The organism is Streptomyces sp. NPDC127177 (assembly GCF_042672475.1).
Taxonomy (GTDB): Bacteria; Actinomycetota; Actinomycetes; order Streptomycetales; family Streptomycetaceae; genus Streptomyces.
This window is the reverse complement of record NZ_JBHXUW010000051.1, coordinates 30,355-44,372: the sequence shown is the minus strand read 5'-3', so window position 1 is coordinate 44,372 and position 14,018 is coordinate 30,355. Positions and strand designations below refer to the sequence as shown.

The 14,018-nt window shown below is 67.5% G+C and carries 9 protein-coding genes; 1 reads left to right on the top strand and 8 read right to left on the bottom strand.

Annotation, left to right across the window (positions count from 1 at the left end):
* Positions 1 to 20: 20 nt before the first annotated feature.
* From ACFVJX_RS27280 to ngcE, 5 genes are all read right to left on the bottom strand, one after another.
* Positions 21 to 1,118: a sugar ABC transporter substrate-binding protein gene (locus ACFVJX_RS27280; RefSeq protein ID WP_384126780.1), complete on the bottom strand. Its 1,098-nt coding sequence runs from the start codon at positions 1,116 to 1,118 to the stop codon at positions 21 to 23.
* Positions 1,119 to 1,241: 123 nt separating this feature from the next.
* On the bottom strand, positions 1,242 to 2,441 hold the full coding sequence (locus tag ACFVJX_RS27275; protein ID WP_384126800.1) for an ROK family protein: 1,200 nt from the start codon (positions 2,439 to 2,441) through the stop codon (positions 1,242 to 1,244).
* A 212-nt stretch (positions 2,442 to 2,653) separates the two neighbouring features.
* The gene (locus ACFVJX_RS27270; protein ID WP_384126779.1) at positions 2,654 to 3,571 is read right to left on the bottom strand and encodes a carbohydrate ABC transporter permease; all 918 of its coding nucleotides are present in this window, start codon (positions 3,569 to 3,571) and stop codon (positions 2,654 to 2,656) included.
* Positions 3,572 to 3,662: 91 nt separating this feature from the next.
* Positions 3,663 to 4,586: a carbohydrate ABC transporter permease gene (locus ACFVJX_RS27265; protein WP_384126778.1), complete on the bottom strand. Its 924-nt coding sequence runs from the start codon at positions 4,584 to 4,586 to the stop codon at positions 3,663 to 3,665.
* 50 nt (positions 4,587 to 4,636) lie between these two features.
* Positions 4,637 to 6,082, bottom strand: coding sequence for an N-acetylglucosamine/diacetylchitobiose ABC transporter substrate-binding protein (gene ngcE / locus ACFVJX_RS27260; RefSeq protein ID WP_384126777.1), 1,446 nt, complete (start codon positions 6,080 to 6,082; stop codon positions 4,637 to 4,639).
* A gap of 495 nt (positions 6,083 to 6,577) precedes the next feature.
* On the opposite strand from ngcE, the gene ACFVJX_RS27255 reads away from it, so the two are divergent.
* Positions 6,578 to 10,423 (top strand): GH92 family glycosyl hydrolase, encoded by a 3,846-nt coding sequence (locus ACFVJX_RS27255; RefSeq protein WP_384126775.1) that lies wholly within the window; start codon positions 6,578 to 6,580, stop codon positions 10,421 to 10,423.
* Between the two features lie 87 nt (positions 10,424 to 10,510).
* Here ACFVJX_RS27255 and ACFVJX_RS27250 read toward each other — a convergent pair whose 3' ends face one another.
* The 3 genes from ACFVJX_RS27250 to ACFVJX_RS27240 all read right to left on the bottom strand — a co-directional run bounded on the left by ACFVJX_RS27250 (position 10,511) and on the right by ACFVJX_RS27240 (position 14,007).
* A complete protein-coding gene (locus tag ACFVJX_RS27250) occupies positions 10,511 to 11,578 on the bottom strand; it encodes a WxL protein peptidoglycan domain-containing protein (RefSeq protein ID WP_384126773.1) in 1,068 nt (355 codons plus the stop codon).
* A 242-nt stretch (positions 11,579 to 11,820) separates the two neighbouring features.
* On the bottom strand, positions 11,821 to 13,527 hold the full coding sequence (locus ACFVJX_RS27245; RefSeq protein ID WP_384135507.1) for an acetyl-CoA carboxylase carboxyltransferase subunit alpha: 1,707 nt from the start codon (positions 13,525 to 13,527) through the stop codon (positions 11,821 to 11,823).
* 18 nt (positions 13,528 to 13,545) lie between these two features.
* Complete coding sequence (locus ACFVJX_RS27240; RefSeq protein WP_384135506.1) at positions 13,546 to 14,007, bottom strand: DUF4188 domain-containing protein; 462 nt, start codon at positions 14,005 to 14,007, stop codon at positions 13,546 to 13,548.
* Between the last annotated feature and the right edge of the window lie 11 nt (positions 14,008 to 14,018).

Here is a 14,018-nt window from a genome sequence, read left to right as displayed (position 1 = left end):
CTTACGGGCGACCGCCGGTGTTACTTGATGCCGGCGGCGTCGCAGGCCGCCTTGAACTCGGCGGTGCAGATGTCGGAGGCCTTGTAGACACCGTCCGCGATGATCGTGGAGGCGATGTTGTCCTTGGTCACGACCGAGGCGTCGTACAGCCGCGACGGGGTGCCCTTGAACTCACCCGAGAGGCTGTCGACCTTGGTGTTGGTCAGCGAGTCGAACTTCTTGCCCTTGAGCAGGTCGACCGCGATTCCGGCGGTGGTCTCCGCCTGCGGCTTGATCTGCTTGTAGATCGAGAAGGACTGCTCACCCGCGATGATGCGCTGCAGACCGGCGAGCTCCGAGTCCTGGCCGCCGACCGGGACCTTCACGCCCTGCTTCTTGAGGGCGGTGATGATGCCACCGGCCATGCCGTCGTTCGCCGAGTAGACGCCCTGGAAGCCCTTCTTGCCCAGCGAGTCGATGGCGGCACCCATCTTCTTGTTCGCCTCGTCCGGCGACCAGTCCGGGATGTCCTGCTCGTAGACGACCTTCTTGACCTGGGTGTCCAGGACGCTGTGCGCGCCCTTCTTGAAGAAGGGGGCGTTCGGGTCGGTCGGCGAACCGTTGATCATGACGACATTGCTGTCCTTGGCCTTGTCGCCCAGCGCCTTGACCAGGGCCTCGCCCTGGAGGCGGCCGATCTTCTCGTTGTCGTACGAGACGTACGCGGAGATCGGGCCCTCGGCGAGACGGTCGTACGCGACGACCTTGACGCCCTTCTTGTCCGCCTGCTGGACCCAGGACTTCGTCGCCTTGAAGTCGACCGAGTCCAGGATGATGACCTTCACGCCCTGGGTGACCAGCGCGTCGAACTGCTTCTTCTGGGTCTCGGTGTCCTGCGCGGCGTTGTTGTACTTGACGTCGCAGTCCGAGCAGAGAGCCTTGATCTTCGCCTCGATCAGCGGGCGGTCGAAGGTCTCGTAGCGCGTGGTCTTGTTCTCCGGCAGCAGCAGACCGATGGTCTTGCTGTCACCACCGCTGCCGCTGTCCTTATCGTCGCCCGCCTTGCCACAGGCTGCGAGGGAGACGGCCATGGAAACTGCGGCCGTGCCTATGACGATGCGTCGCGTCATTGCGTTCATTGCGGGTGTGCCTCCCTGACGAGGCCGCAGCGTTGCGGCCGAGGTGGCTGGAAGTCAACTCGGCCGCGAGGCCAGCGTCAAGGAGTAAATCCTTAACGAGATGACAACGGTGCCATTCGTTATCTAAGTGAAGGCAGGGCTCGCGGCCGGAAGCGTGCTCTCCAAAAGGGTTGAATCACCCATCTCGCTCAGGACGAGGGCCAGCGCACCGAGCACCTCGGCCCGCCCGCCGAGGGCCCCCGGGAGCACCGACAGCTGCCGTGCGGCGCTGGGGATCGAGTAGCGCGCGACCGAGTCCCGGATCGGCCCGAGGACCAGTTCGCCCGCCTCCGCGAGCGAACCGCCGAGGACCACCCGGCTGGGGTTGAGCAGATTGCACAGGTTGGCCACTCCGCTGCCGATGTGGCGTCCGACGTCACCGATCACCCGGCGGCAGCCCGGATCGCCCTCACGGGCCAGCTGGACCACCCGCTCCATGGTGAGATCGGGCCCGTGGCTGGGCTGGAGCAGGGGCAGCACGTACCGTGCGGCGGTGAACGTCTCCAGGCATCCCCGGTTGCCGCAGCGGCAGACCGGGCCCGACTCGTCGAGGGTGATGTGGCCGATCTCGCCGGCCGTGCCGCCGGGGCCCCGGTAGATGTGCCCGTCGATCACCAGACCTGCGCCGACACCGCTGGCGACCTTGATGTACGCGAGGTCCCTGACCCCCCGGCCGCTCCCCCAGACCAGCTCGCCCAGCGCCCCGAGGTTGGCGTCGTTGTCGACGTAGACGGGCACCCCGAGGCGTCCGGCCAGCTCTTCCCTGGGGTTGATGCCCGTCCAGCCCGGCAGGATCGACGTGGAGCCCAGCGTGCCGGACTCGACGTCGATCGGGCCGGGTACACCGAGGCCGACCCCGATCACCTTGCCGGGACTGATCCCGGTCGTCTCGATCAGCCGGTTGACCAGCTGTTCCGCCCGTCCGAAGCCGTCGGCCGACGAGGCGTCCACGTCCAGCGGCTCGGATTCCTCGGCCAGCACCTGATGGGCCAGGTTGCCGACCGCCACCCTGAGGTGGGTGTGTCCGAAGTCGACGCCGATGACGATGCCCGCGTCCCCGCTGAGCGAGACGCTGCGGGCGCGGCGGCCGCCCGCCGAGGTGGGGGTCACCTCGACCGTGCCGCCCTCTTTCAGTTCGCGAACGATATTGGAGACGGTGGCCGCGGAGAGGCCCGTGCTCCTGGCGATCTCCGCCTGGGTGAGTGAACCCGCCATGCGTACGGCGCGCACTACCCGCTCAAGGTTGGCGCGATGCAGAGATGTCTGCGACCCCGGAGTCTCCATCGACTCTCTCACTCCTGCCATATTCTCCAACATGTGAACTCTAAGCTGAGCGTTTTGGGGTACTCCCCGTCAAGACCTTGAGCAGTCGAAGCCTCGGATGAGCACGGGACCCACGCACGAAGAGGGCGGCGAACCGCCCCGTACACAGACGAACCGCCCGTCGGCAGGACTGCCGGCGGGCGGTTCGGTCGGGCGGGAAGGCGTTCGAGGGGTTACTTCACCGCGCCCGCGGTGAGCCCCGCGACGACCTGGCGCTGGAAGATGATGTAGGCCGCGAGGACCGGCAGCATCGCCATCACCAGACCGGCGAAGAGACCGGACCAGTCGCCCTTGTACCCCTGCCCGTTGGCGAGTTCGACGAGCCCCTGGGAGAGCACCCGGTACTTCGGATCGGTGTTGAGCACCGTCGGCAGCAGGTACTGGTTCCACTGTCCGAGGAAGTTGAAGATACCGACGCTGATCAGGCCGGGCTTCGCCATGGGCAGCATCACCTGGAAGAACGTCCGGGTGTGCGAGGCGCCGTCGAGCATCGCCGCCTCCGCCACCGAACTCGGCAGCGTCCGGAAGAACGAGGTGAGGAAGAAGACGGTGAACGGCAGTGAGTACGCGATGTAGACCAGGATCAGTCCGTGCCGTGTGTTCAGCATGCCCATGTTGTTCATCACGAAGAACAGCGGGACCAGCGCCAGGATGATCGGGAAGCTCATCCCGCCGATGAACAGGTAGTAGATGAAGCGGTTGCCCGGGAAGTCGAACCGGGCCAGTACGTACGCCGCCATCGAGCCGAGCAGCAGCGTACCGATGAGCGAACCGCCCACCACGACGATCGTGTTGAAGAAGTAATCGCTCATGTGCGCCTGACCCCAGGCGCGCGACCAGTTCTCGAAGTGAAGCTTGTCCGGCAGCGCCCACGGCGTCGACAGGATCGAGTCGTCCGTCTTGAACGAGGCCATGATCGCCCAGAGCAGCGGCAGGACCACCAGGATCGCCCAGATGATCAGCACACCGTGCGAGAAGACGTTGAGGACCTTGCCCTCGCTGCTCTTCTCCTTGCCGGCCGGGGCGGGCGCCTTGGACACGGGGGCCGGTTCCTTCACCGTGACCACGGGAGGGGTTTCAGTGGCCTTCACGTGTGCTCACCTCGTACTGTCGAGCCGGCCGCCGGGACCGGGCTGTCTTGCCTGCTGGGAATCCGGGCGTCGTGTCCCGGGAAGCGCAGCATCAGAACTCCAGCCGCTCGCGCCGGCCCAGCCGCATCACGATGGCGGCGAACGCCATGGTGACGATGAGCAGTCCGACACCGATCGTCGTCGCGTATCCGGCCTGGCCGTCTCGGAAGGCCGTCTGGTAGACGTACAGCGGCAGGACCGAGGTCGAGTAGTCGGGACCACCGGGGCCCACGGTCATGACCTGGACGGCCGTGAACGCCTCGACGCCGAGCGCCAGGATGCCCATGTAGACCCACCCGGACTGCACGGTGTCCCAGAGCAGCGGCAGGGTGATCTTGAAGAACGTCGTGACGCGGCTGGCCCCGTCCAGGAGCGCCGCCTCGTAGAAGTCCTTCGGAATGGACGCCATTCCGGCGGAGAAGAGGACGACGAAGAATCCGACCGTCGACCAGACCAGCACCATCATGACGCAGATGAGCGCCAGGCTCGGGTCGCCCAGCCAGTCGGGCTGGATGGAGCCGAGACCGATTCCCTTCAGCCCCGAATTCAGCATTCCGCTGCGCGGGTTGAACGCGAACTGGAAGAGAAGGGCGACGATGACGATCGAGAGCACCTGCGGGAAGAAGTAGGCGATCTTGTAGAAACCGGAGCCCCGAACACCGGAGACCGCGGCGTTCTTCCGCCGCCGGCCCCCGACATTCAGCATGAAGGCGAAGAAGAGCGCGAGGCCCAGCGTCACCAGCGGCAGCACCAGCACGAGCAGCACACTGTGCTGCAGCGACTTCCAGAAGATGTCGTCCTTCAGCATCCTGGTGTAGTTGTCGAAGCCGACTACCTTGAAGTCCGGGCTCAGACCGGTCCAGTCCGTGAACGAGTAGAAGATGGCCTGGATGAACGGCCACATGACGAAGACCGCGTACAACACCAAGGGGACTACCAAGAAGCCCACAATGAAGCGGTACTTGCCGTGCTGCATCGTTTACCGACCCCGATCTTTCCGCGGGTGCCGCCGCTGGTGACGGTTACTCACTGGTGCTTGTAGTGCTTGATGGACTGGTCCTTGGCCGCGGCGTCAGCGTAGCCCTGGATCTTCTTGATCGCCTCGGCCGGCGTGAGGCGGCCCGCCATCATCTCGCCGATGCCCGCCGTGCCGATCTGCTCCTTCTGGAGCTTGGCGTACCAGTCCTGCAGACGCGGGTTCACCACGTTGTCGCCGGCCTTCTTCAGCACGTCGACGCCGGCCTGCATGGCCGTGGAGAGGGTGAGGCCGTCGGTGCCGCCGTTGAAGGCGCTCAGCGACTTGACCTGCTTGGTGAAGTTCTTGGAGGACTCCTCGGAGAGCATGATGCGCAGCTGCTCCATTCCGCCCTCCTTGTTCTTCGCCTTGGCCGGGACGACGAAGGGCTCGCCGCCGGCGGCCCAGATGGTGCCGAAGGGAAGCTTGTCGGACGAGTCCAGGCTGGACGGCGCCGCGACCATCATCTTGAAGTCCTTGGGCGTGGTCGGCGCCGCCTCGTTCTCCACCCACGAGCCGTTCGGGATGAAGAGCGCCTTGCCCTTGGTCCACTCCGTCTGCGACTGGATGTGGGTCAGGCCCGGGGTGCCCTTGAGGATGTACCCCTTCTTGTACAGCTCGTAGTACGCCTCGAAGGCCGCCTTCACGGCGGGGTCCTTCCAGGCGTTCGGCTCCAGGTTGTCGATCTTGTCGAGAACCTCCCGGCCGCCGATCTTGGCGATGAAGGGGTAGAGCGAGAAGGGCAGGTAGTACGGGTACTTGCCCGCGTACGTCCAGCCGGCGATGCCCTTCTTCTTCGCCTTCGCGCAGAGGGCGAGCATGTCGTCCCAGTTCTCGGGGTACTGGGCGTCCAGGTTGTCCAGCGCGGTCTGCGAGTACCAGACGCCGTACACGGTGTACGCGTAGTACATGACCCAGACCGGGTCGCCCTCGAACTGACCCATCTCCAGCACACCCGGGCGCAGCGTGTCGCGGACCTTCTTGGCCGGGTCGTCGACGGACGGGGCGTCCATCAGCGGCGTCAGGTCGAGCAGCTGCTTCTTGCCGACGAGGACACCCATGTCCATCTGCTCGGCACCCGAGTTGTCGATCAGGTCGGGCGGGGTGCCGCCGTTGAAGCGCGGCTGCAGCTGCGACTGGATCTTCTGCGTCGCGGAGTGCTTGACCTTCGCCTTCGGGAACGCCGCGGTGTACTTCTTCTCGGCGTCGATCGCGTACTGCTCGCCGAAACCGCCGTCGAAGATGACCACGTCGAGTGCGGCCGTCTCATTGACGCCCAGCGGGTTCTTCGCGCTGGTCTTGCCCTTCTTGACCGAGTCGTCGCTGCCGCTGTCGCTGCTCGCACAGGCCGACAGGAAGCTCATTGTCGGGACGGTGATCAGACCGAGTGCGGCAGACCGCTTGATCACGTCGCGACGGCCAAGGCCCTCATTCTTGTGGGCGGAGGTGGATCCCATGCTCAAGTCCTCGCCTTCTCCAGGACTCAGGCGGTGTGTATCGGTCGCCCTTGGATATTCGCCTCAGGCGAAGGGCCCCGCCACCGCGGTCAGTTGCGCTTGGGTGGTGCAGATTTCAGGCTAGCCATTGCAGTGGGGGGCGTCGGGGACCGGGCAGCGGGCGCATCTGCGGCGCCCAGTCGCCCTCCCCCGTGTCCCCCTGTCGCGCAGTCGTAAAACTCCTGTGCAGACGCCGACAGGTATAGTCCACTTGTCGCCAACTGAGCAAGATCGAATGCAGGTTTGGGCGGCAGTCTTTCCCGAGTTGAGACCTCGCGGATACCTCGGCACCGCACGGCCTCCTCCGGATGTAACGATTTCCGCAATACGGTCGATTCGACCGGCGGTCCTCATCCAACACCCTTGACACCACCAGGCACTTCACTCCCTACTAGATCCTGCGCACGCTTCTGACAACGTTGTCCAAGCGCACTTCCTCGGGAGGAATGGCTCGGCATGCAGCCCCGACACGGTTCTCGCAAGAGACAAAACAGTCTGGCCGCGCTGATCGCGGCTTCACTGGTTCTGGTCGTGACAGCCCCCACCGCGGCCGCCGCTCAGTCGGCCGGGTCAGGAGAAAAGGGTCATAAGCCTGCAGGTGACCGGATATTCAGTTCATCCTTCGAGGCGGACGAGAAGCAGCCGGACTGGCGCAATACCGTCGAAGAAGGCCCTGACGGAAAGAAGCGGACATCGGGTATCGATGGCGCCTTCTCCTCCGGAATCCCGGGCAATGTGACCGACAAGGTCACAGATGTCCGCGCGAGTGATGAGAACACCAGCGGCGGTGAGGTCAAGGAGAACCTCATCGACGGCGAATCCGGCACGAAGTGGCTGTCCTTCGAGTCCACCGCCTGGGCCGAGTTCGATCTCTCCGAGCCCGTCAAGGTCGTCACGTACGCGCTGACCTCGGCCGACGACCACGACGAGCGGGACCCCAAGGACTGGACCCTGCAGGGCTCCGAGGACGGCAAGACCTGGACGGACCTGGATTCGCAGACCGGTCAGAGCTTCTCCGAGCGCCTCCAGACCAAGTCGTACGACTTCACGACGGACAAGGCCTACCAGCACTTCCGGCTGGACATCACGAAGAACAACGGCGCCGATGACGCGACCCAGCTCGCCGACGTCCAGTTCTCCGACGGGGACACCTCCGCCCCGGCCCCCGACGAGATGCGCAGCCAGGTCGACCGCGGCCCCTCCGGCTCCCCCACCGCCAAGTCCGGCGCGGGATTCACCGGAAAGAAGGCGCTGCGGTACGCGGGTACGCACAAGGCCGACGGCCACGCCTACTCGTACAACAAGGTCTTCGACGTCAACACGGCCGTCACCCGGGACACCACGCTCTCCTACCTGGTCTACCCCCAGATGGGCGAGACGGACCTGTCCTACCCGGCCACGCACGTCGCCGTGGACCTGGCGTTCACGGACGGCACGTACCTGAGCGATCTGCACGCCACCGACTCCAACGGCGGTCTGCTGACCCCCCAGGGCCAGGCCGACGCCAAGCGGCTGTACGTCAACCAGTGGAACAAGGTCGACTCGCAGATCGGCACGGTCGCGGCGGGCAAGACCGTCGACCGGATCCTCGTGGCGTACGACTCCCCCAAGGGCCCGTCGAAGTTCCAGGGCTGGATCGACGACGTCAAGATCGCCCCGAAGACGCCCGAGAAGCCCAAGGCGCACCTCTCGGACTACGCCTCGACCGTCCGCGGCACCAACTCCACCGGCAGCTTCTCGCGCGGCAACAACTTCCCCGCCACCGCGGTCCCCAACGGGTTCAACTTCTGGACCCCGGTGACCAACGCCGGATCGACCAGCTGGCTGTACGACTACGCGCACGGCAACAACGCGGACAACCTGCCCACCCTGCAGGCCTTCGCCGCCAGCCATGAGCCGAGCCCCTGGATGGGCGACCGGCAGACGTTCCAGCTGATGCCGTCGGCGGCCTCCGGCACCCCGGACGCCTCCCGCGAGGCACGCGCGCTGCCGTTCAAGCACGAGAACGAGACGGCGAGGCCCCACTACTACGGGGTGAAGTTCGAGAACGGCCTCAAGGCCGAGATGACGCCGACCGACCACGCGGCACGGATGCGGTTCACGTATCCGGGCAAGGACGCGAGCATGGTCTTCGACAACGTCTCCAACGACGGCGGGCTCACGCTCGATCCGGAGACCAGCTCCTTCACCGGGTTCTCCGATGTGAAGAGCGGTGGATCGACGGGTGCCACCCGGCTCTTCGTGTACGGCGTCTTCGACGCCCCCGTAACCGGCAGCGGCAAGCTGTCCGGGGGCGGCGGCGACGATGTGACCGGCTACCTGCGCTTCGACGCGGGCAAGGACCGTACCGTCAATCTGCGCCTGGCCACCTCGCTGATCAGCGTCGACCAGGCGAAGCAGAACCTGGCCGCCGAGATCCCCGCCTCGCGCTCCTTCGACCGGGTCGAGAACAAGGCCCAGGGCGCCTGGGACGACCTGCTGGGCAAGGTCGAGGTCGAGGGCGCGTCCGCCGACCAGCTGACCACGCTGTACTCCAGCATGTACCGGCTCTACCTCTACCCGAACTCGGGCTTCGAGAAGGTCGGCGGCAAGGACAAGTACGCCTCGCCGTTCTCACCGCAGGTCGGCTCGGACACCCCGACGCACACCGGCGCCAAGATCGTCGACGGCAAGGTGTACGTCAACAACGGCTTCTGGGACACCTACCGGACGACGTGGCCGGCATACTCCTTCCTCACCCCGAAGAAGGCCGGCGAGATGGTGGACGGCTTCGTCCAGCAGTACAAGGACGGTGGCTGGATCTCCCGCTGGTCCTCCCCGGGCTACTCGGACCTGATGACCGGCACCTCGTCGGACGTCGCGTTCGCGGACGCGTACGTCAAGGGCGTGAAGTTCGACGCCGAGGCGGCGTACGACGCGGCCCTGAAGAACGCCACGGTCGTCCCGCCGTCCTCGGGTGTCGGCCGCAAGGGCATGGAGACCTCGCCGTTCGTCGGCTACGCGAACACCGACACGCACGAGGGCATGTCCTGGTCGATGGAGGGCTACGTCAACGACTACGGCATCGCCCAGATGGGCCAGGCGCTCTACAAGAAGACGCACAAGCAGCGCTACAAGGACGAGTCCGAGTACTTCATGAACCGGGCCCGCAACTACGTCGAGCTGTTCGACGACAAGGCGGGCTTCTTCCAGGGCAAGGACGCCAAGGGCGACTGGCGGCTCCCGTCCGACCAGTACGACCCGCGGGTCTGGGGCTACGACTACACGGAGACCAACGGCTGGGGCTACGCCTTCACCGCTCCGCAGGACAGCAAGGGCCTCGCCAACCTGTACGGCGGCCGGGACGCTCTGGCGAAGAAGCTGGACACGTACTTCTCCACCCCCGAGACGGCGGGCCCGGAGTTCGTCGGCTCGTACGGCGGCGTCATCCACGAGATGACGGAGGCCCGTGACGTACGGATGGGCCAGTACGGTCACAGCAACCAGGTCGCGCACCACGTCACGTACATGTACGACGCGGCCTCGCAGCCGTACAAGACGCAGGAGAAGGTCCGCGAGGTCCTGAGCCGCCTGTACACGGGCAGCGAGATCGGCCAGGGTTACCACGGCGACGAGGACAACGGCGAGCAGTCGGCCTGGTACCTCTTCTCCTCGCTCGGCTTCTACCCGCTGGTCATGGGCAGTGGCGAGTACGCGATCGGCTCCCCCCTGTTCACCAAGACCACGGTGCACCTGGAGAACGGCCACGACCTGGTCGTCAGGGCACCGAAGAACAGCTCGAAGAACATCTACGTCCAGGGCCTGAAGGTCAACGGCAAGAAGTGGACCTCCACCTCGCTGCCGCACGACCTGCTGGCCAAGGGCGGCGTGCTGGACTTCGACATGGGTCCCGAGCCGTCGGCCTGGGGCACCGGCAAGAACGACGCCCCGGTCTCCATCACCAAGGACGACAAGGTCCCCTCGCCGAAGAAGGACGTCCTGAAGGGCGCGGGCGCCCTCTTCGACGACACCTCGGCCACCTCGGCATCGGTCGAGGCGGTGGAGCTGCCGGCCCCCGCGGGCACGAAGGCGGTCCAGTACACGCTGACCTCGGCCGCGGCGGCGAAGGCACCGACGGGCTGGGTCCTGCAGGGATCGGCGGACGGTACCTCCTGGAAGGACCTCGACAAGCGGTCCGGCCAGACCTTCGCCTGGGACAAGCAGACCCGGGTGTTCTCGGTGCAGGCGCCACGGGCGTACGCGAAGTACCGGCTCGTGAGCACGCAGGCGGCGACGCTGGCGGAGGTCGAGCTGATCTCCTGAGTCACCCGCCGTACGCATGAGGACGGGCCGCCCGCACGCCGGGCGGCCCGTTCGCGTATGTGCGGCCGGCCGGCGCGCCCCGGGCTCTCAGGAGCGCTGTTCCGCCTTGTCCCGCAGGGCCTGTTCCACCGCCTCGCGCACCCGCTCCTCCTCACGTCGTGCCCGCCGGGCGCGCGCCCGGCGGACGAGCACGAAGGCCGCCGCCGCCGCGCCCAGGACGAGGACCAGGAACAGCAGGAGCGTCCAGGGAACGGCCCAGCCGTGTGCCGTGGTCCTGACGGGATCCAGGGCGGTGGTGGAGCCGGCGGCGTCGGTGACGAGCGGGGTGACGGCGACGGTGGCCGTGAGCCGGACGGCCGGGGTGACGTCGTGGACGGGGACCCTGACCTTCCAGCGCTCGCCCGGCAGCAGCTCCGGGGGCGCGGGGATCTTGCCGGCCTCGGTGCTCAGCGTCCCGAAGGGGCCGGTGAGGGTGACCTTCTGGGTGCCGGAGAGCACCGCGTTGCCGGTGTTGTGGAGGCTGTAGGTCACCGTGGCGTCGCCGTGGGCGAACGGGACGGCGGAGCCCTTGTAGCCGACGTGCACGTCCTCGACGGCGAGCGCGGGCCGCAGGGCGCCGCTGACACGCAGCTTGATCCGGATGCCGAGCCGGCGGTCGACGGCGATGCCCTCGGTGTCGTCGGCCTGCTTGAGCGATGTCAGGATGCCGCCCACGTAGTCGCCGGGGGTCGCGTTGCCCGGGACCTCGACGGTGAAGGGGATCTCGGCGCTCCTGCCCGGGGCTATCCGGACGCTCTTCCTGCCGGGCCGGACCCAGGAGCCGATGGAGTGGGACTTCTTGCCCTCGGTGAGGAGGTCGAGCTGTCCCTTCTCCGTCGTGAAGCCGTCGGCGGCGTAGACGGCCAGGGTCAGGGGGTCGGTGCCGTGGTTGGCCACGATCAGGGCATCCTCGGCCTCGCCGCCGGGGTTGACGGCGTAGCTGAAGCTCGACCGGTCCTCCCCGTAGTCGTTGGCGGCCGTGCGGACCGTCCAGGTGACGTCGCCCCCGGCCGCCCGCGCCGGGCCGGTGGACGTACCGAACGCCAGGGCCGCGAGGAGGAAGAGGAGGGCGGTGCGGACGGCGGCGGTGCGGCGAGGTGGTGCCACTGCGTGCATGGGGTCTCTCTCGGAACGGCGGCGGGGGCGGGGGGGGGGGTTCCGGGCCGGGGGCGCCCGGGGGGCGGGGGGGGTGGGGGGGGGCGGGCGCGGCGGCCGGGGCGTTCTCCCACTCGACGTCCACACTGATCCCGCCGGCCCGCAGGGTGATCCGCCGCAGGGTGCCGGGCAGTTCGTCGGCGAGCAGCCGGGTCTGTGCCCGCAGCTCCTCCACGGACATGGCCTCCGTGGCGGGCTTGGTCTCAGTGCTCATCACTCTTCTCCCAGTCGACTGTCGGCTGCCGTTCGGGGTCCCCGAAGCGGTCGAACCGGTCCCGGCGGATCTCGACGAGGCGGTCGCCCGCCAGTTCGAGCAGCGGGGCCATGGTCTGTACGAGGGCTGTTCTCACGTTGAGGGCCGTGGGGTACGGGGCGGTGTGCGCGCCGTCCACGGGCTCCGGCACGATGGCGTCCACCACGCCGAGGCGCAGCAGGTCGGACGCGGTCAGGCGCAGCGCGTCGGCGGCCCGGCCGGCCTGTTCGGCGGTGCCGAAGAGGATGGTCGAGCAGCCCTCGGGGCTGATCACCGAGTAATAGGCGTTCTGGAGCATCAGCACGGAGTTGGCGACGCCGAGTGCCAGCGCACCGCCGCTGCCGCCCTCGCCGGTCACGATGGAGACCACCGGCACCCGGACCCTGGAGAGTTCCAGGATGCATTCGGCGATGGCCAGGCTCTGGCCGCGCTCCTCGGCGCCGATGCCGGGGAAGGCGCCGGGGGTGTCGATGAACGCGACGATGGGCAGGCCGAACCGGTCCGCCAGCCGCATCAGACGCAGTGCCTTGCGGTAGCCCTCGGGGTTGGGCATGCCGAAGTTGCTGCGGACCAGTTCGGCGGTGTCGTGGCCCTTCTGGTGTCCGAGCACCACCACGCTCTGGCCGCCGATCCGGGCGATGCCGCCGGTCAGCGCCCGGTCGTCGGCGAAGGCCCGGTCGCCGTGCAGGCTGACGAAGTCGTCGAAGACGTAGCCGATGTAGTCCTGCACGGTGGGCCGTTGGATGTTGCGGGCCAGGGCCACGGTCTCGCGGGTGCTGCGGACGGCCGGGACGGGTTCGGTGAGCAGGGCGGACCCGGTGCCCTCGGGGAGTTCGGGGACCGAGGGGCCGAGCAGGGTCAGCAGCCGGGCCAGGTACTCGCGCTGGTTCTCGCGGGGCACGACCGCGTCGATCATGCCGTGTTCCAGCAGGAACTCGGCGCTCTGGAAGCCGGTTGGCAGCTCCTCGCGGATGGTGTTGCGGATGACCTGCGGTCCGGCGAATCCGATCAGGCTGCCGGGCTCGGCGAGGATGACGTCGCCCAGCATCGCGAAGGAGGCGCTGGCGCCGCCGAAGGTGGGGTCGGTGTTGAGGTTGATGACCGGCAGTGCCGCCTCGCGCAGGGCGGCGATCCACTGCGAGGTCTTGGCCATCTGCATCAGGGAGAGCGCACCCTCCTGCATGCGGGCGCCGCCGGAGGCGGCGATCAGCAGCAGCGGGAGCCGTTCGGCGAGCGCGTGGCGGGCCGCGGCGGCGATGCCCTCGCCGACGACCGAGCCCATGCTGCCGCCCATGAAGCTGAAGTCGAGGACGGCCGCCACCAGGGGGCAGCCCTCGATCGTCATCCGGCCGCTGAGCAGCGCGTCGTTGCGGCCGGTCCTGGTCCGGGCGTCCCGGAGCCGGTCGGGGTAGGGCTTGCTGTCCGTGAAGGAGAGCAGGTCGCGCGGTCGGTAGTCGTCGGGCAGCGGCTCGAAGCTGCCGGGGTCGGCGAGCTCGTCGACGCGCACCTGCGGAGGTATCCGGAAGTGGAACTGGCACTCCGGGCACACCTTGCGGTTGCGGTCCAAACGCTTGCCGTAGACGAACGCCCCGCAGGCCCCGCACTTGCGCCACTGGACGTCCTGTCCGGCCCGCACCGGTCCTTGTTGTTGTGCCATGGGTCCCTGTCCCTCCCCTTATTCGTGGTCCGCCACGGGCGTGGACGTCCGCTGCGGCCTGCCGGCGGTGGCCTTGGCCATGCCGAACGGCGGCATGTTGCGGTAGACGGTGTGCATCCGGGCGGGGTCGACCTCGTACGCCTCGTGGTAGATGCCGACGGCGCCGTTGTTGCCGATGGTGCGGTTGAAGCGGGCCCAGGCGGGGCGGTGGGAGGCGTCCATGGTGCGGGAGTAGGCCATCAGCTCGTCCATGCTGCGCCAGTACTGGAGCACGATCACGGTGCGGTTGATCCAGGTGCGGGAGCCCAGGAACCCGTGCTCCTTGTTCTTGTTGAGCTCCATCAGCATCGGGACCATGGCGATGAAGGAGGGCAGCCAGCGGTGCACCTTCCAGAAGCTGTTGATCCGCATGCCTATGAGGAACACGACCGCTCCCTCCGGCGGGTCCGCCACCTGGGGCACTGTCTCGACCTTGGCCATGGGGTCTCCTC